Here is an 18,470-nt window from a genome sequence, read left to right as displayed (position 1 = left end):
TATGATTAAAAAGGTTCGATAGGTACATATATATCAACTATATGTTTATGCTTTGGATGCTGCTTTGGATCATTTCTATATACTTCAAAAGGATACGAGTCTCTCGGTTTATATCCGCTATTTGGCAGCCATTCACCGTATAAGAAATCCCATGCTCCTTTATATTCATTTTGAAATATTTCAAAATGTCCTACTACATACTTGCCTGAAGGTATTACCATTATTCCAACGTCGTTCGTTTCTACTGTCGATTCATCTGAAATTGTTACACATAGACTTGTTCTTAAATGATAGTCCTCAGTAAATTCATGATGATCGTGGTAAATGGTTAATACTTTCATATCCTCAAATACATGATAGTTTTGCTTAGCTGCGTAATGAAATAATTTCTCTATCATTTTCGGAAAAGCTATAGTTAACTCTTCATATGTACCGATATGTCTTATGTATGCGACGTTTATATCGTCCGCTGTTACAATTTCAACATTACCTCGAACCTTCTTACATTCATTGTATTGAGAAGTTCTTCTTACGTCTTTGCAATTCTTGCTATTGTCGTTTCGATATTGAGACGGACTTACGCCGTAATAATTTTTAAATGTTCGGGAGAAAACTGCTGAATCTGTGAATCCGAAGTGATACGCAATATCTGTAATCGTCATATCTGTCCGATATGTAAGTAGATGTGTTGCCCTTTCTAACTTCAATCGGTTTACATACCGTGATAATGACTCGTTTACTATCCCCTTAAAAATCCGATGAAAATGAAACTTTGAAAATCCTGCTACATCCGCTAACTCTTCAATTGAAAGTGAATCATTTATGTTTGATTCTATATAATCTTGCACTTTATAAATGCGTCGTAAGTATTCATTTCTACTTTGTTTACTCTCCATATTTCTAGCTCCTCACAACAAAAAGGCTAACTTTTCGCTAGCCTACTTTTACACATGTTTCAAAAATAAAACTCTACTACCGCCGTTCCCATCATAATTTGTATGTACCGATACACCCTCTATCTCATCATCCCCAGCCTCAATTCGAAAACCGATTTCTTGATGAAACTGTATCGATTTTTTATTAACTGGTGACGTAATTGCTTTTACAACTTTACAATTATTTGCACGTGCGACATCAAAGAAATACGAATACAATGTCGATGCAATTCCTCTTCTTCTATACTTCGGATTTACCCCGATAAAATGAACGTACGCTTCCTCTTTATGCGTTTGCGAAAAGAATCCGCATAAGAAACCTAACGTTTCGCCATCTTCTTCAATGATAAAACTCGTTTCTTGAAAGTGAACGAAAAACAATTTTGGCAACATGGCAGCCATGTCTCTCCCGCCCCACCAATCATTTAAAACAGAATGAATCTTTACATAATCTTCCCCTTGGATGTTTCTTACTCGCATATGTTTCTCCCTCTCACTCACTTCATTTTTTCATAAATTTTAATGACTGTTTCTACTAAAAGGATTAATCCCCATATCCCGCAAAATACAAGAACAGACTGGAATAAAGAACCTAGCATAACAACACTTATTAAACCTAATTCTGGGCCTGAAATGGACATTTCATCAAATCCTATATTATGTATAAATGGACCGGTTGAAAAAGCCATTAAAATAGATGCTATTAAATAAATCACACTCATTATTTTTAATATTTTTATAGAAAGATACGAAGTTTGTTCTTGCTCCATTTGTGATAATTCGATTTCACCGCTCGCAATTCCTTTTTGTAAACAGTCCTCACATAGAAATTCTTCCTTAATTTTTTTACCACCGTGCAATGTACCTGTAATTTCTTTACAGCGCGAACACTTTCGATTTATCATTTTGTTATCACTCCAATCTCGTAAGATTATACTTATACAATTCTATTTTTACCTTATTATTCCTTTTGTGTATTTTATAGAGAGGTGACGTATTTTATGATATCTAAACTTATTTTTGGTTATAAAAAGCCTACTGAGCAATATGTATTACGACCTAGTTGTTATGCAATTATTTTTAACTCAACTTCTTCAAACATTGCTATTATCCAAAAAGGAGACCGTTATTTTTTACCTGGTGGCGGTATGGAAGGTACCGAAACAAAAGATGAATGCTTACATCGTGAACTACTAGAGGAATTAGGATGGGCAATTGAAATTAATCAATATATCGGTAATGCAATGCGATATTTTTATGCGGAAAAAGAAGATACATATTATTTAAACGATGGATTTTTTTATATTGCGAACATGGTGCAGACACAAACTGAAAACTGTGAGGAAGATCATGTTTTGCGGTGGATGTCTCCATTACATGCTATAGAATATTTACTTCATGATCATCAAAAATGGGCTGTTGAACAAGCGCTTTTATTACGAAACAAAAAATGATCTCCTTCTATATGAAAGAGATCATTTTTACTGTTAGCTTACCTTTTTCAAATTGAGAGCTGGCTTTTTGATTCCACCTTTTTTTACAACATATAGACCCACAAAGATAATAAGTCCGCCAACCAGTTGCATCATATTGATTTGCTCTCCAATAGTTACTGCCGCAAAGATAACTGCGAACAATGGTACAAGATACATATAAACCATTACTTTCGTTGAGCCTATTTTACTAATACCGACATACCACATTGCAAGTCCGAAGATTGTCGCGAAGACAATTGAATATGCTAGAGACCCCCAGCTTGGCATGTCTACTGGCCACGTTAATGTGTTTACGTTGAATAAACAATATACAACGAGAGGTACAATTCCAATTAAAGTTGACCAAGATGTGACTCTCATTGCGGAATATTTTGTTATAAGAGGTTGCGCTAATATTGGGTACCATCCCCACGCAATCGCTGCGACTAATCCAATTATGTTTCCGAGCCACGCATATTCGTAAGTAGCTCCTCCTGTATGCCCTGTTAATAAAACGAATGCTGCACCAACAAAGGCCACTATTGAACCAATTTGTACTTTCATCGAAAAACGTTCTTGTTTGTGCAATACTGCTAATATCCCTGTAAAAATAGGTGACATTGCAATTAATAATGAGGCGTTCGTTGCTGAAGTATATTTCACAGATAGCATAAACATCGTTTGATACATTGTCGTACCAACGATACCGACTGCTACTAATCGTAGCCAATCTTTTCTTTCAATACGTAATGAGCGTTCCATCATAAAAGTGATAAGTAATAATACCGGTGATGCTACTAAAAATCGTAAACTATTAAATTGAATGGATGACATAAATGCCACTCCATACTTTCCTATTGTATAATTTGCTCCCCATACTAATGCAACTGATACTAGGAGCCATTCCATTTGCCATCGTTTCATCCGAATCTCCCCTTCCCTATTTAGCATAGTAAAATTGGCTGGATATAACACCGTCCAATTGGCTGTTTTTTTACCCAGCCAATTTGCTATACTTGATGTATATAAGAGATACGGAGGCGTTTTTTATGGAATGGAAACTAGATAGTGACAGTAAAATCCCTATTTATCAGCAAGTTGTTGACTTTATTGAAAAACGCATTACATACGGAGAACTTCCTCCAGGAAGCTTCCTACCTTCAGAACGGAAATTAGCTACGCAATTAAATGTAAACCGAAGTACAGTAACGACTGCTTATAATGAACTTCGTGCGATGGGAATTGTAGAAAGTACCACTGGTAAAGGTACACGTGTAAGTACACATATGTGGGGCGTTTCTCCAACATTAACACCCAACTGGAGAAATTTCGTAGAAGGTGGTACGTTTTTACCAAACTTACCGTTACTTCGCCATATTCGGGCAGAAGTACAACAAAATGAAAACATTATTGATTTTGCAAACGGAGAGCTCGGTTGTAATCTTTATCCCCACGATCAACTACAAGCGATTTTACGTGAACAACCGTTAACGCATTCATTAAGTTACGATCATCCGCAAGGCTATCTCCCGCTAAGACAAGCGGTCGTAAAATATATGAAGGAATATTTAAAAGTTGAGGCGACTGAACAATCCATTATGATTACATCTGGCGCACAGCAAGCACTTCACCTTATCGTGCAATGTTTATTAAATCCAGGTGATGCTGTTGCTTTCGAAAGTCCTTCACACTGTTATTCCTTGCCGTTATTCCAATCAGCAGGTATTCGTATTTTCCCATTACCTGTCGATGAACACGGCATTAATCCAGACGATGTACAGGAGTTATATAGAAAACACCGTATTAAAATGATCTTTTTAAATCCAAATTTCCAAAACCCTACGGGAACGATGCTTCATCCAAACCGTAGAAAAAAACTATTATCACTTTGTGCAGACTTACGAATTGCGATTGTGGAAGATGATCCGTCTAGTTTACTTACGCTAGAAAAGAAACAACCTTGCCCTACTTTGAAATCAATTGATGAAAATGGAACTGTCATTTATGTACATTCTTTATCAAAAATGATTGCACCAGGCTTACGAGTTGGTTGGCTCGTTGCCCCGCAGTCTGTAGTAGAAAGATTATCCGACGCAAGGCACCAAATGGAATTAGGTATGAGCATATTCCCGCAGTGGCTTATGCAACAATTTTTTGAAACTGTACCATTTCAGTCGCATATCGTACCGTTACGAAAACAACTAGTAGAAAAAAGAGACGTTATCGTTCGCGCCTTAAACGAGCAACTTCATGATAAAATCTCTTTTTCAAATCCGACCGGTGGAATATACATATGGGGAAAATTAAAAGAACCGATAAACGAAAAACAACTTATTATGCAAAGTTTAAAACAAGAAATTGCTTTTATGCCAGGTAGTATTTTCGGCGCAAAAGATGGTTATATACGCTTATCTTATGGAAAAGTGAATATTAATCAAATTGAGGAAGGTATTTCTCGTTTGCGGGAGGCTATTTTGGTTTGTGAAAATAACTTTAAATAAAGCTTTCTCGTTTGACAAAACCTAAATCTACCATTATTATCAACACGAACCTATTTATAGGAGTGATAAAAATGAAAATTTACGTTGATGCAGATGCTTGTCCTGTAAAAGATGTAATTATTTTTGAAGCTACGAATGCGGAAATTCCTGTTACACTCGTTACTAGTTTTTCTCATTATTCTAATGCAGAGCAGCCGAAAGGTGTGGAAACAATATATGTTGATTCCGGAGCAGATGCTGCTGATTACCGAATTATGCAGTTAGCAAAAAAAGAAGATTTAATCGTAACACAAGATTACGGTCTTGCTTCGCTCGCTTTAGCAAAAGGCTGTATCGTACTACACCATAAAGGCTATAAGTATACGAATGATAACATTGAACAATTGTTACAAACACGATATTTAAGTGCAATGGTTCGAAAAAGTGGTAAGCGTACAAAAGGACCGAAACCATTTACAGCAGAAGATAAAGAGAAATTTAGAGCGCTCTTTAAAAGTATGATTGCACTGTAGAAATGAACCGTCTATTTGTAGAGAAAGAAAAGAAGAGAAGAGAATATCCAAATGAACATTCTCTTCTTGAGGTTTACCCGTTTAAAATGAAGGTAAATTATCTAAGTTATTTTCTTTTATTCCATCCGGTTCACTACGTATAATATCTCTGCCATACTTATGAAATACGTCCACATGAGCTAACTTCCCTGATTTCGCTTCATTAAGAGCAGTCATATAATCTAACTCTCTCCCGCTACTTGTTTTAAAAGCAATCAAATCACCTTCATCATTTTTACGAACAGCAACAATTTGTTCTGCTCCTGAAGTAACTTCCTGAGCTATTTCAAATTGAGCTTGCTCTTCCCCTTGATGTAAATAATCATTATACACTTTTTCAAAATCTTTTTTGTCCATTAAACTCACCTCCAACACATTTTATTAGTATGGTTGGGAGGTATTGGTTTTATGTAATTTTCTCTAAACTTTAGTATTTTCAAATGAAAACATTGTCCCCTCACTATTTGATTGTAAAGTGTATTTTATATCAAACATCTTTGATATATCTTCAATATTTTTCAAACCAAGTCCTGTTCCTTTACTATTTATATCGAACCCAATCCCATTATCTCTAAAATAAACAATATCTTCATCTATAATGATTTTAAGTTTTTTAGCTTTTGAATGTTTAAGGATATTTTGAAAAATATTATCAAATAGCCTTTGAATCCATAACTCATTACTATTCCATATCAACTCTCTATCTTGTGGATTATATACTAATTCAATTTTATGAATGTTATACAAATAGCTCCATTTTTTAATCATATTTTCTATTAAATTATGTATATTCACTTCATCATGCACAATATAAGTATTCTCTAAGGTTTCGGTAGATTGCATATTAAATTCGTTAGTTAAATCACTTATATATTGTATCTGCTCATACAGTGATTCAAGTACTGGTGCTTGTTCCTTGTACTCACCTTCTAAATAATATAATTGTAATCTGACCGCTGTTAAGGGTGTATTAATATCATGCCGTAATTTATTTAATAGTTCCTTTTTTATTTGTTCCTGTTGTTGTAGTTCCAATTCTCGATAAGTTGTTCTTTCTATAAGCAAGTTTACTGATTTAATCAGTTCTCCCATTTCATCATCGCTTTTAACATCTATTATATTAGGGATTTTTTTATCACTCGCCAAATCTCGAATTGTTTGATTTAATATATTAATTTTATTTAATACGGTGTTAATCGACCTTGAAAATACAAAAGCTAATACTAATAGTGATAACAAAAATATGATTAACATAGTAGGATATGCATAGGATTCGTGAAAAGGGATGTTCTTATTTTTAGTTTTAAAGACAGCATTATAAATAACTGATACAAAGATACTAATCAACAACAATAACAGTGGTACGCTAATAATAGCGGAGAATAATAGTAACTGATATTTTTTCTTTAAGTTCATTTCTTCATATAGGTATTTAATCTATACCCTTCTCCATATATGTTCTGAATAATATCACCTGTTTTATCATCAATTTTGGTTCTGATTTTCTTTATATGTACGTTCATGATATTTTGATTTCTATCTTCGAGTTGCCATAGGTAATCATAGAAGTGCTCTTTCGATAAAATTCTATCTCTATTTTCATATAAATAGAAGAATATTTTACGTTCAATTGCTGTAAAAGCAACTTCATTACGCAAATCATTAATAAAAACTCTTTTATATTCTGCATCTATAAATACATGGTTAATTTGCGTGAACATACCATATTGATTACCTAACATTTTCTGAATCCTTAACAACAACTCTCTAGGGTCAAAAGGTTTTATCATGTATTCTTCTCCAATAGTTAAACCTTTTAGTTTACTATCCATATCATTCCTTGCTGATAGAAATATAATTGGAATATTTAATCCTAGATTTTTTATTTTCTTTGTAATTTGATAACCATCTTCGCCTGGTAACATAACATCCATTACGACTAAATCTATTTCATGAATTATATCAAGAACTTTCCTTCCCTCTTTCTCCCAATACACATTATACTTCTCACACTGTAAAATTTTTTGTAATAAATCTCCTATAATTAAATCGTCTTCAACAATTAATATGTTATATACTTTCATTATGTAGACCTTTCATCACTAAAATAACAATTGCTTAGTTCTTCACTACTTTATTCTTAATAAAATCCATAGCAATTTTGTATATTTCATCAGGAGCATATAAATAAATACTATGTGTACCTTCAATTATTTTCACATCAGCTATTAATAACTTGCTAGCAAACTCCTTATAATCTTTGTTTTTTTGCTTTGTATACTTCGAATCTTTATATTGCCTAGCAATCGCATCTATAAATAACATAGGTGTTTCTTTTGGGATCGATAAAGAATTTGATTTTTTACCGTTATTGTAGCTTTGTAAAAGTTCTTGCTTCATATCATCATTAAAAGCCCGCTTATACGTAAGCGCTTTATAAACATCTTTTTCCTGTTCGTTTAAAAAGGATTGACGAATGACTTCGGGATTATAAGTAATAGAGGGAGCTAATCTCTGAAAACCAATTTTCGTTAAAATATTCATCCCTTTTATTTTTAATGAATCAATCATACCTATTTTATTAGTCACGTACTGTTTAGGTAAACCAATATCTAACGCAATAATCCCTTTTACTTCACTTGGATATTTTTGTGCCCAATAAATGGCCTCAATACCCGATAGAGAGTGTGGTACTAAGATGTATGGTGGTTTATTCCCACTTCGAATAAGCGCTTCTCTTGTTTGTTCTAGTATCGTATCAATATCTCTATCATCTTGAAAAACATCACTGTATCCATAACCAGCTCTCTCAATTACAGAAATCTTGTTTTCTTTCGAAAATTTACTGTATAAGCCTTTCAACTCATAAACAGGAGCGGCAATTCCAGATCCGGCCATAAATACAAACGTATCTTCCCCGCTCCCCTCATTATAAACATTCACTTTTTTATTATCGAAATTAACAAGTTCACCTTTATTGTTCATTAATTTCGATTCCATTTTTAATTGCCAGTTATGATATATAAATACAGCTCCTGTTCCAAAGAAAATCATACTAATACATATTAAAAATATTATTTTCACTGACTTTAATAATTTTTTCATTTGACACCCCTTTCAGCCTATACTAAAAGGGTACAATGTAAAAATAAATTTCTAATAAATTTTTCAAAATGAACATGTATTCTTTGTTTCTAATTATGGATTATTTTAATATCTACGCAAACCCTTCAAAGTCTCCAATATATCATCTGTAAAGGCTGTACTACCCTCTGTCTCTAAAACTCTGAAATATAAACTTCTTAAGAACGATCTAATATTTTGTACTAAAATAGCATGCTGCGGATGTCGGATGTCCTCAACAGTTGCTATACTATGTAGCCAATTGCTCCACTCTTCTTCAGTTAAAAGCTTTTGGTTATGTAACGACATAATTGGCTTTACTAATCTCTCATCCTCAAAGTGTACATATACGTAATCACTCAATCGAACCTTCTGACGAACAGCCGCAAGAATCGCATATGAAAACTCACGATTTTGAATTGTACGTGCTAACGCATCGAGCGCATCTGCTGCATGTGCAGTAGAGTGTGCCCAGCCTTTTCCTTCTACGTAGCCCCTTACATCTTCTTCTAAATATACATATTCCAACACTTGTTCTGCCACACTGTACAATTGTTCTTCCGATAACAACGGTTCTCTTTCATGAACAGATAAAATAAGTGGTGGAATTAATACGGAGAATGCACGTTTAAATACAGAGTCTGTTCCCTTTTCACCAATTTTATAAAATAAATAATCAGGACTAATTGCTTGTAACATTAATCCTCTTAACTCTTTTTGTCTAAATACATCATTTGTAATCCATGTGTGAAGCGTACTATAAATTAAATCATCACGTAATTCAGCATCAGGTGATCCGATATAATCTAGCATCCATTGCGCATATGGATATGCATCTACGTCTTCTGGTACAGCATAATTGTTATTTTTAATTTGTAGTAGTTCTTCTTTTAGTTCGAGTACTTCATTCATTATATTTCTTGTCCCCTTTTTGCGTTTTTTATTGTCTTATCCCCTTTTATTTGCTTCATAAAATTAATTTAATTATAACAATAAACAAAAGGCTATACATATATTTCTGATTATGTATTACGCTCTTTCATGAAATATAACTTCTGGATTTCCTAAATCACTATTCTTAAATATAACATTCGCACACTCTTTTGGATTATGCTCATCTATATACAACTTACAGGCCGCATGATATCTGTTCAAAAACATCTTCTCTGCTTCTTCATAACTTCCAAAAGCTTCAGTTTCCCGCTTCGTACCACGTTTTCTCGCAATCTCAAAATTTGTATCTACAAAGATTTTGTAATCAAATAAATACGCAACGTCTTTTTTCAATAGAAACGTTCCATCTACTATTAATATCATATTTTGCGTGGCCAATAGCGGCTCATTATGTACAGACATATCCGTTATTAAGTTATGAGAAATCATTTCATATTGTAAATTCCCGTTAGGTCCTAAAGGCATTAATAATCTTTCTTTGAAAGCTGTATAATCGTGTGCATCTTCATAATACCCTCTTGCAGATTCTTTTCCTTTTGCATAGCGAATCACTCTTGGATTATGAAAATCATCAATGCTGGCGCGTGTTACTGGTAATCCTCGTTTTTTTATTTCTTCCGCTAGTTCGTTTGCAAATGTTGTTTTTCCTGATGCTGTAATACCACTTACTCCAACTCTTGTTGGATAGGTTAAGTTTAGCTTTACAATATGATCTGCAATTTCTTTGATTCGTTGTTTTCGGTTCATGATATCTCCCTTTATAATTAGTTTACATAATGCAATTATAAGTAACAATCCATGTCACTATTTGTCGGTAAATCGATATCCTTTGTCGAATCGTTGATATATTTTAAGTTATGATAGATATATTTGAAAAATCGTTGATATATTATTAGCTTACTTCCCCTTAAACCCTCGATATAAAGCAGTCCGTAATTCTTGTTTGTATTCTTCAATTTCTGGCATTTCGAGTTCTTCTGCTAGTCTGATAGCTAATTCAATATCATACGGTACTCGTACAAGTTGAATAGAAAAGCTCGCTGCTTCTTTTTCATTGTAAGTTCCTTCAAATATTAAATAGGAAGCTTGCGTTATTTCAAGTGGGTTTCCTACGCTGCCGGCATTACATAACGTTTTCCCTCTGAAATTTTGAACGAACGCTTGGTGAACGTCACCGTAACAAACGACATCTGGTTTTCTTTCTCCTTCTATATTTTCTGTCAGATCACTATTTTCGAACATACTAATACGCTCTTCTCTTGAAGCGTGTGGTTGAATTCTTTCATATAAACTTCTCGGTGAGGCGTGGAACATACGAATGAGTTTTCCACTCATATAAAACTCGATTGAAAATGGTAAGCTTCTTAAATAGTCGTTTTGTTCTTCCGATAATTGTTTTTGATGCCATTTTAATGCTTCAAATTCAGTCGGCTTTGTAATAAAATCATCCCAGTTTCCCATTACGACTACTTCACATTCTTTACGAATGATTTCAATTGCTTCACTGGAATGAGGTCCTTTTCCTACTAAATCTCCAAGACAAATAATGCGCTCGATTCCTCTTAATTTAATATCATTCAACACGGATTCTAATGCTTGAATATTACCGTGAATATCTGAAATTACTGCTATTTTATCCATATAAATTACTCCTTTATTTATTACATTCGCTTGATTGATACCATTTTGGAATATAAGATGAAAAATGATTATGCTCTTCTAATATTCCATTTAATCTTTCCTTCATATCATCTACTAAATGCGGCGTACTTCGATTCGTCCAAACGATATCCGCTGGGAATGTCATCGCGGCGTACAATGTATAGAGTTTCCAAAAATGAAGCGATGGTTCGCCTCCGCAATAACCGTGAACTTGTCCAACCGCAAATGGTTTGCTTATATTCGTTGTAAATAGTGCTACTTTATAAAAATCATGAATAGGATCACCAATATCGAATCTAGCAAAATCTATGACAGCCCGAAACTCATTTTGGTCAATCATTATATTAGCCGGATGAAAATCGTCATGTAAAAATACGATGGGACGATTTTTTAATAAATCTTTATGATTTCCTACAAAATCTATCACTGTATTTAAACGAAAAAAGTCTACTTCATATTCTTTCAACGCTTCTAAGTATCTCTCATATTTACTCCATATAGACATTTCCCATGAATTACTTTTATCTTCTTTTTCAACTAAATGAATCTTTTTTAGTACTTCTCCAGCCTTTTTTCCAGCCCTATACTGCTCTTCTGTAGACAACGTTCTTAATATATCTTCACCATCTAATCCATCAATCCATTCAAAAACTTGTACACATTTATTGAATTTAGTAAGACTAATAAAATGAATTAATTTTGGCATAGGAATATGTAAAGAATCTAGCTGCTGCATATATTCATATTCTTCCTGCTTCCGTTCAAAATATGATGAATCGCATACTTTAATAAAATACGAGGCCCCACTCTCTAATTCAATTTTATATTTCTCATCGAATGAAAAGCCTTTTGAAATAACAGTCGCTTTTAACATACGAGGCCATTCTAGTATTCTCTCTATCTCCCTAAGCATTTCTTCCACAACGTTCACCTCTATTAATATATGTACAAACTACCTAGCACTTCATGCTCTCGTTTATTTCCACCTTTAAACTCTACTGCAAATGGATATTCGCCATTCTTATTCAAATGTTCTAGTACTAGCCCTTCTCCAATCGGTTCACAAAACTGCACATGAATATTTCCAAACACTACACTTTGACTCTCAGCATTCCATTTTTCATTTTTCACAACTGAACTTGTAGATAGTCCCATTACTTTTTTCCATTTCCGTACTGTTTCTCGAACGTTTTTTACTGCGTAATGAATCGTTTCAATTTGTTGCACTTTGTTTTTATGTTCAGTGATCGTCCTACTGTTACGTAAATCGTTTCTTCTTTCTTCGTCCGTTTCATTCCACTGTATAAAGAAAGGTAATTTCGGTCCGTTCTCTTCTTGCCTAACAAATAACATTTTCCATTCTAAAAGCCGGCCATCTTTTCTCATGCGTTTCCCTTCAAATGGCCCTATCGTATGTAAGCCGTACTTATTAAAGTTAACTGCTAGCTCCTCAATTGCATCTGTTCGGATCGCGATTTGTAGCATTCCTTCTCCATTTTGTAGTTTCACCACTGTTTCTTGTACTAATGGATTTTCTGCTTCTTTCGCTTTTTCTTCATGTTGAACTGCTAAAAATTCTATATATGATAAATCAAAATAACTTAAACTATTCCAAGTACCCCAATTCGTATGCTCTCCGCCTAATACAGTATGAAATCCAAGTTCCTGCATTTGTTTTGCCGCTTCCTCCGGTGTACCATGAACTGCGTGAACAAGATGATCAAATCGTAACATGTCTTTCTCCCCTTTCTCTCCATCCTTTTATTGTATATTTTATTTTTATTTCATTCAATTCAAAAACTTTAAAACCTAGTTGATTTATACGATTAATATGTATTATAATGAAACAAATTTAATTATTGCTGATTGGAAAAACCAAAGGCACTTTTCTCATACGGGAAAAGTGTCTTTTTCATTTATTATTACAGGGGGATTATTTATGCAGAAATTAATTGTCTTTGCTATTATTGGATTTTTCGCTCAACTGATCGATGGAGCACTCGGAATGGCGTATGGGGTAACGTCTACTTCACTATTATTAATGTTTGGTATTGCACCGGCTGTAGCTTCCGCATCGGTTCATTTAGCTGAAGTCGTTACAACTGCAGCTTCTGGCGCATCTCATATCAAATTTGGAAACGTTGATAAATATACAGTTTCCAGGCTTACATTACCTGGGGCAATCGGCGCATTTGTTGGGGCATGTTTTTTAAGTAATTTGCCTGGAGATGTAATCAAACCGTACATTTCCGTATTTTTATTTACTTTAGGGGTTTATATTTTATTACGATTCATCATTCAAAAACAAATTGTCACTTCAAATAAGCGTATGTCTGCAAAACAACTTGTGCCGCTTGGTTTATTCGCTGGATTCGTTGATTCAACTGGTGGCGGTGGTTGGGGGCCGATTACGACACCTGTTCTTCTAGCAAGAGGAAATGAAGCTAGAAAAGTTATTGGATCTGTAGATACGAGTGAATTTCCTGTTTCACTCGCTGCAACAATCGGCTTCTTCATCTCACTTGGCTGGGAACAAGTAAGCTGGGTTTGGGTATTTTCTCTCATGCTCGGTGGTATCGTAGCGGCACCAATCGCGGCATGGCTAGTTCGCATCGTTCCTTCTCATTTACTTGGCGTATTAGTTGGTGGTCTTATTATCTTTACAAACATTCGTACACTGCTTACTACATTTAAAGTGGATCCAACTATTATTTCACTTTCTTACGTTGCAGTTGGTCTTGTCGTTATTATTTCTATTTTCATTGCTGTTCGTAATCATTCCAATCGTCCTAATACGTCAACGGCTGAGTATCCGAATGATCAGAAGCAAATGCTACCATAACTATAAAAAATACCGCTCAATTTAGAGCGGTATTTTTTATTTTTCTATTTTCCAATTAATCATCATTTCTGTAGCATTTACTCTCTTCATATGTAACTTTTCTAAAACACGCATCGAACTATAATTATCTAGAAGTGTCTCTGCAATTATTGTTTCTACCTCACCTGTTTTGAAAGCCCAATCGATTAGTTCTTTTACAGCTTCTGTTGCATAGCCCTGATTCCAATATTTCTCAATGAATCCATAGCCAATTTCTACTGTTTGATCCTCGTTTGGTTTCCCTTTAAACCCAATATCACCTAAAACGCTATCATCTTCTTTTCGAAGAACATACCACGCCCCCCATGGTAATAAAGTTGCATCTTGTTTTACATTCTTTACATGCCCTACAATATGCGGGCCGCTATTGTATCCTTGCTCGTTAGCGACTTGAATCCTCTCTTCTGTACACGGCACTATATAGAGCCTTTCTGTTTCTAATTTCATTTTGATTTCCCCTTTTTGCTTAAACGTTACTCTAATTATAACAAATAATATGACTTTATTATGAATGTCGAATTATATTTTTCTGAATTTTCTTTTAATTTAGAGGGTTTTTCAATATTTTTTGCGAAACATTTGTATAACAATTTTTTCTTTGCTTATTGCTACATAATAGTAGGTTCGGGTGGAGTTTTGCAAGCGTTTCCTATACAATAACCGATATTTTTTGACTTTTCCTAACAAAATATCTTGCAATATATTCAGAAAGTCATTACAATTGCCATATATTAAAAATCTTAGCAATATATCAAATCCTCATCAATCCGATGAGGTAGAGGTTGCGACTTTTAAGAGTACGACGGACGAGACACAGAGAATGTCACCGACTCCGTTTGAAAGGAAAAGTTGCCGAAGTTTATATTTCTTCTCTGGAAATATGAGCTGGGGCTGTCTCCGAAAGGAACAGAACTGTCACGTTTACAAAATTACCGTGTAAACGTGGGGTGCTATCTTAACGGAAGGGTATGATGGGGTGGTTATTTGTGAAACGTTCCGCCAAATTCCTTTGGCGGTTTTTTGTATTTTTCTCCCCCGCTCCTTCCTAACCTACAAGAAAAGGAGTGTTGAACATGAATAGCGCAACAAATCAATCTACCTCTAAAACGCAAACTACACAAGGACAAGGTGAATTAAAACGCGGATTAAAATCTCGTCACCTTACGATGATTTCTCTCGGCGGTACAATTGGTACCGGACTATTTCTTGCCAGCGGTGGTGTCATCCATTCAGCTGGACCTGGTGGTGCATTAATTGCATACGCCGCAATTGGAATTATGGTTTACTTTTTAATGACAAGCTTAGCTGAACTCGCAGCTTACATGCCTGTTACTGGATCTTTTAGTACGTACGCAACAAAATTTGTTGATCCATCACTTGGCTTTGCACTTGGATGGAACTATTGGTATAACTGGGCAATTACGATTGCTGCTGAACTAGCTGCTGTAACATTAATTATGAAATTTTGGTTCCCAGATACCCCTTCTCTTATTTGGAGCGGATTATGTTTAGCTATTATTTTCCTTTTAAACTACTTATCTGTTAAAGGGTTTGGTGAATCTGAATATTGGTTCGCACTTATTAAAGTAGTTACGATTATTATCTTTTTAATTGTTGGTTTCATGATGATTTTTGGAATTATGGGCGGCGAAACGGTTGGCTTCAAAAACTTCACTGTTGCAGATGCACCATTTAACGGCGGTATCATGGCAATTATCGGTGTGTTTATGGCAGCTGGTTTCTCATTCCAAGGTACTGAACTATTAGGAGTAGCTGCTGGTGAAACATCTGATCCAGAACGTAATATCCCAAAAGCAATTCGTTCAATCTTTTGGCGTATTCTTTTATTCTATATCCTTGCGATTCTCGTTATCGGTTTATTAATTCCTTATACAACTGAAAGTCTTGCTGCAAGTGATGTAACAGTAAGTCCATTTACACTTATTTTCGAAAAAGCGGGCGTTGCCTTTGCTGCTTCTGTTATGAACGCTGTTATTTTAACGGCAGTACTATCTGCTGGTAACTCTGGTATGTATGCATCAACTCGTATGCTTTGGGATTTAGCTCGCCAAGGGAAGGCACCAAAGTTTCTTGGTAAATTAGATAGCCGCGGTGTACCTGTTAACGCATTAATCGTAACATCGATTGTCGGTAGTATTGCTTTCATTGCTTCTTTATTCGGTGACGGTGTTGTATACATTTGGTTATTAAATGCATCAGGAATGTCTGGCTTTATCGCTTGGGTCGGCATTGCAATTAGTCATTACCGTTTCCGTAAAGCGTATATCGCACAAGGAAAAGATTTAAATGACTTACCATATAGAGCAAAATGGTTCCCCTTCGGTCCAATCTTTGCATTTACACTTTGTATCATCGTAATTTTAGGACAAAACTACGGGGCATTTATGGGTGAGTCAATCGACTGGAACGGTGTACTCGTTTCTTACATCGGTTTACCACTCTTCTTAGTACTATGGTTAGGTTATAAATTTACGAAAAAAACAAAAGTGATTCCACTTGATAAATGTGAACTAAAATAAAGTGAAACGAGCAAACAAATTTGTTTGCTCGTTTTTTGTTGCAAACCTCTTTACTTCCCTATTGCTCCTGTTTTTGCAATAATAAAGGAAATATAAATAAAGGTTGGGATACAATGAACATTCGCATTACTGATGAAGCAAAAGCAGCTATACATAGATTAGAACTTGAAGATAAAAAGATCGTTCGCATTAGAGGAACAATGACGAACTCTTGTAGTATTTTCGTTGATGTCGATTTAATTTGGGATACATATAACGCAGATGATGTTGTATATGAAGATGCAGAGCTTATCGTACAAATGGATTCATTCACGAAAGACTACACTGGTGATACGGTGAAACTTGATTATAAGACGACAGGTTTTAGTATTACGACTCCGAGTGAGACTTTGGTTTATGGATTGTCGATTAAAAAATAAAAATTGTTTTCATTTGACCACCGAGGTGAAAAAATGGGTAAATATGTTCCGTTAAAATTTTTATTTAATGAAGAATTAGCAGAAAAAATAGCTGATTCTATTTGTAAACACGATCCTTATTTCTCTAAAAACATCTTTGTAGATTCTGTAGCTTGTAAAGTTGAAAATTTAGAGTTAAAACAGCGTATTGAAGTAATTGCAGATGAATTACACAATGCTTTACAAAAAGATTTTAATGCCGCAATACATATATTACTGAAGACATTAGGACCAGAAAATACAACAGAAGTAGGCACATTTACAAATGGATATATGTATATGCCTCTTGCAAAATACGTTGAAAAATATGGGCTTAACGATTTTAAAATCTCGTTCAATGCAATGTATGAAATAACGAAAAGGAATACTGCTGAATATGCCATTCGGCCTTTTCTTGAAACATATCATGAAGATACACTAGACATATTGCAACAGTGGATTCATGACGAAAACAGCCACATTAGAAGATTAGTTTCTGAAGGTACAAGACCAAGGCTTCCTTGGGCTAAAAAAATAGGAGCTCTAAAAGGTGATTTTAAGTACAATTTACAACTTCTTGAACCATTAATGAATGACCCTTCTAAATATGTTCAAAAATCTGTAGCCAATCATATTAACGATATTACGAAAAAAGATAAAGAACTCGTTTTTCAGTGGTTACAGCAATTACGTGATAAACAGCATCCTATTAATCCTTGGATTATAAAACATGGGTTAAGAACAGTTATTAAAAATGGTACTTTACCAAAAGATTTTTGTTTTTGAGTATATTAAACAAAAACGCTATCTTTTCCTATGATTCTAGAAAAAGAATAGCGTTTTTTTACTCGTCCAGTATTTAGTAGGTATAACTTTTTATATTTCAAAAGACTTTTCTCTCTAAAAATATTTTTCATACAAATTTTCACATTCTAAAAAATCTATAAATTTCTTATAATGTGTCACTGTTCTTTCTAAAGCAATCATTAAAACAAAAATAAAATAAATTGCTTGGATTCCATTCATATAATTAAAGAGTGATTCAAATATATATACAATACTTGCAATCATAGAACAAAACCATAAATAAAACTTCATTTTCAGCTTTTTAATTTTTTGCTTAGTTGTCTTACAATACTGGCCATGAACTCTTATAAACAAATAAATTGCTGTATGTAAAATAATAATTGAAAATTGAAAACTTCGATTATCCTCCGAACTAAATTCAGAAAAATCTATTTCTAATGAATGTAATACTATCCAAATAGAAAATAAAGATAGCAGAAATACATATAAAAAACCAATTAATAATTCAAAAATAAAGAGCCAAGGTTTATTTATGATTGAGTAAAATGGATTTAGATATTTTATGGTTAATAAAAATTTTCTCACTAAATCAGTAATAATAATT

The 18,470-nt window shown here is 34.1% G+C and carries 21 protein-coding genes, 1 pseudogene and 1 riboswitch; of the genes and pseudogenes, 7 read left to right on the top strand and 15 right to left on the bottom strand.

Translation table 11 applies throughout. From position 1 onward, the window contains the following. Positions 1-5 precede the first annotated feature (5 nt). The 3 genes from GBN91_RS16670 to GBN91_RS16660 are packed head-to-tail and all read right to left on the bottom strand — an operon-like array spanning position 6 to position 1,840. Positions 6-896 carry an AraC family transcriptional regulator gene (locus GBN91_RS16670; RefSeq protein ID WP_152121796.1) on the bottom strand — a complete coding sequence of 297 codons (891 nt, stop codon included), beginning with the start codon at positions 894-896 and terminating at the stop codon, positions 6-8. Positions 897-944: 48 nt separating this feature from the next. Beyond that, the gene (locus GBN91_RS16665) at positions 945-1,415 is read right to left on the bottom strand and encodes a GNAT family N-acetyltransferase (protein WP_016122751.1); all 471 of its coding nucleotides are present in this window, start codon (positions 1,413-1,415) and stop codon (positions 945-947) included. 17 nt (positions 1,416-1,432) lie between these two features. Continuing rightward, complete coding sequence (locus GBN91_RS16660) at positions 1,433-1,840, bottom strand: DUF3980 domain-containing protein (protein ID WP_152121794.1); 408 nt, start codon at positions 1,838-1,840, stop codon at positions 1,433-1,435. A 96-nt stretch (positions 1,841-1,936) separates the two neighbouring features. Here GBN91_RS16660 and GBN91_RS16655 point away from each other — a divergent pair, with 96 nt between their 5' ends. Continuing rightward, the gene (locus GBN91_RS16655) at positions 1,937-2,389 is read left to right on the top strand and encodes an NUDIX hydrolase (protein ID WP_074047552.1); all 453 of its coding nucleotides are present in this window, start codon (positions 1,937-1,939) and stop codon (positions 2,387-2,389) included. Positions 2,390-2,422: 33 nt separating this feature from the next. Here the strand turns inward: GBN91_RS16655 and GBN91_RS16650 are convergent, their stop codons facing one another. Next, positions 2,423-3,334, bottom strand: coding sequence for a DMT family transporter (locus GBN91_RS16650; protein ID WP_149215635.1), 912 nt, complete (start codon positions 3,332-3,334; stop codon positions 2,423-2,425). Between the two features lie 125 nt (positions 3,335-3,459). Here GBN91_RS16650 and pdxR point away from each other — a divergent pair, with 125 nt between their 5' ends. Both pdxR and GBN91_RS16640 read left to right on the top strand, forming a co-directional pair. Next, entirely contained in the window at positions 3,460-4,911 is a 1,452-nt protein-coding gene (gene pdxR, locus GBN91_RS16645; protein WP_006927573.1) for a MocR-like pyridoxine biosynthesis transcription factor PdxR, read from the top strand. A 71-nt stretch (positions 4,912-4,982) separates the two neighbouring features. After that, a complete protein-coding gene (locus GBN91_RS16640) occupies positions 4,983-5,423 on the top strand; it encodes a YaiI/YqxD family protein (protein ID WP_000708761.1) in 441 nt (146 codons plus the stop codon). An 81-nt stretch (positions 5,424-5,504) separates the two neighbouring features. Here the strand turns inward: GBN91_RS16640 and GBN91_RS16635 are convergent, their stop codons facing one another. From GBN91_RS16635 to GBN91_RS16595, 9 genes are all read right to left on the bottom strand, one after another. Further along, complete coding sequence (locus tag GBN91_RS16635; RefSeq protein ID WP_000358161.1) at positions 5,505-5,819, bottom strand: DUF3892 domain-containing protein; 315 nt, start codon at positions 5,817-5,819, stop codon at positions 5,505-5,507. Positions 5,820-5,882: 63 nt separating this feature from the next. Then, a complete protein-coding gene (locus GBN91_RS16630) occupies positions 5,883-6,878 on the bottom strand; it encodes a sensor histidine kinase (protein WP_152121792.1) in 996 nt (331 codons plus the stop codon). After that, the gene (locus tag GBN91_RS16625) at positions 6,875-7,546 is read right to left on the bottom strand and encodes a response regulator transcription factor (RefSeq protein WP_139849551.1); all 672 of its coding nucleotides are present in this window, start codon (positions 7,544-7,546) and stop codon (positions 6,875-6,877) included. Before GBN91_RS16625 ends, GBN91_RS16630 begins: the two co-directional genes overlap by 4 nt. Positions 7,547-7,580: 34 nt before the next feature. Next, on the bottom strand, positions 7,581-8,567 hold the full coding sequence (locus GBN91_RS16620) for an alpha/beta fold hydrolase (RefSeq protein ID WP_152121791.1): 987 nt from the start codon (positions 8,565-8,567) through the stop codon (positions 7,581-7,583). A 105-nt stretch (positions 8,568-8,672) separates the two neighbouring features. Continuing rightward, entirely contained in the window at positions 8,673-9,497 is an 825-nt protein-coding gene (locus GBN91_RS16615; RefSeq protein WP_001006686.1) for a DUF2785 domain-containing protein, read from the bottom strand. 117 nt (positions 9,498-9,614) lie between these two features. Continuing rightward, a complete protein-coding gene (locus GBN91_RS16610) occupies positions 9,615-10,286 on the bottom strand; it encodes a nucleoside/nucleotide kinase family protein (protein WP_152121790.1) in 672 nt (223 codons plus the stop codon). Between the two features lie 150 nt (positions 10,287-10,436). Beyond that, entirely contained in the window at positions 10,437-11,180 is a 744-nt protein-coding gene (locus tag GBN91_RS16605; protein ID WP_000357659.1) for a metallophosphoesterase family protein, read from the bottom strand. A gap of 13 nt (positions 11,181-11,193) precedes the next feature. Then, on the bottom strand, positions 11,194-12,123 hold the full coding sequence (locus GBN91_RS16600) for an aminoglycoside phosphotransferase family protein (RefSeq protein WP_152121789.1): 930 nt from the start codon (positions 12,121-12,123) through the stop codon (positions 11,194-11,196). 14 nt (positions 12,124-12,137) lie between these two features. Continuing rightward, complete coding sequence (locus tag GBN91_RS16595) at positions 12,138-12,935, bottom strand: VOC family protein (protein ID WP_006926038.1); 798 nt, start codon at positions 12,933-12,935, stop codon at positions 12,138-12,140. A gap of 97 nt (positions 12,936-13,032) precedes the next feature. Between GBN91_RS16595 and GBN91_RS16590 the strand changes: the two genes are divergently transcribed. Then, the gene (locus GBN91_RS16590) at positions 13,033-14,043 is read left to right on the top strand and encodes a sulfite exporter TauE/SafE family protein (protein WP_002024365.1); all 1,011 of its coding nucleotides are present in this window, start codon (positions 13,033-13,035) and stop codon (positions 14,041-14,043) included. Positions 14,044-14,079: 36 nt separating this feature from the next. Here GBN91_RS16590 and GBN91_RS16585 read toward each other — a convergent pair whose 3' ends face one another. Then, complete coding sequence (locus tag GBN91_RS16585) at positions 14,080-14,529, bottom strand: GNAT family N-acetyltransferase (RefSeq protein WP_000764607.1); 450 nt, start codon at positions 14,527-14,529, stop codon at positions 14,080-14,082. Between the two features lie 321 nt (positions 14,530-14,850). Continuing rightward, a riboswitch (Lysine riboswitch) is annotated at positions 14,851-15,043 on the top strand. Positions 15,044-15,155: 112 nt separating this feature from the next. Between GBN91_RS16585 and GBN91_RS16580 the strand changes: the two genes are divergently transcribed. From GBN91_RS16580 to GBN91_RS16570, 3 genes are all read left to right on the top strand, one after another. Continuing rightward, positions 15,156-16,622: an amino acid permease gene (locus GBN91_RS16580; RefSeq protein WP_001083386.1), complete on the top strand. Its 1,467-nt coding sequence runs from the start codon at positions 15,156-15,158 to the stop codon at positions 16,620-16,622. 113 nt (positions 16,623-16,735) lie between these two features. Further along, positions 16,736-17,041: an iron-sulfur cluster biosynthesis family protein gene (locus GBN91_RS16575; RefSeq protein WP_001026167.1), complete on the top strand. Its 306-nt coding sequence runs from the start codon at positions 16,736-16,738 to the stop codon at positions 17,039-17,041. Positions 17,042-17,074: 33 nt separating this feature from the next. After that, positions 17,075-17,845: a DNA alkylation repair protein gene (locus tag GBN91_RS16570; RefSeq protein ID WP_149215633.1), complete on the top strand. Its 771-nt coding sequence runs from the start codon at positions 17,075-17,077 to the stop codon at positions 17,843-17,845. 114 nt (positions 17,846-17,959) lie between these two features. Here the strand turns inward: GBN91_RS16570 and GBN91_RS29265 are convergent. Beyond that, positions 17,960-18,470, bottom strand: a pseudogene (locus GBN91_RS29265) (hypothetical protein); the annotation flags it as partial.

Source organism: Bacillus sp. B1-WWTP-T-0.5-Post-4 (assembly GCF_009183795.1).
Classification (GTDB): Bacteria; Bacillota; Bacilli; order Bacillales; family Bacillaceae_G; genus Bacillus_A; species Bacillus_A cereus.
Note: the sequence above shows the minus strand (reverse complement) of the source record. Positions and strands in the feature narration are given on the sequence as shown.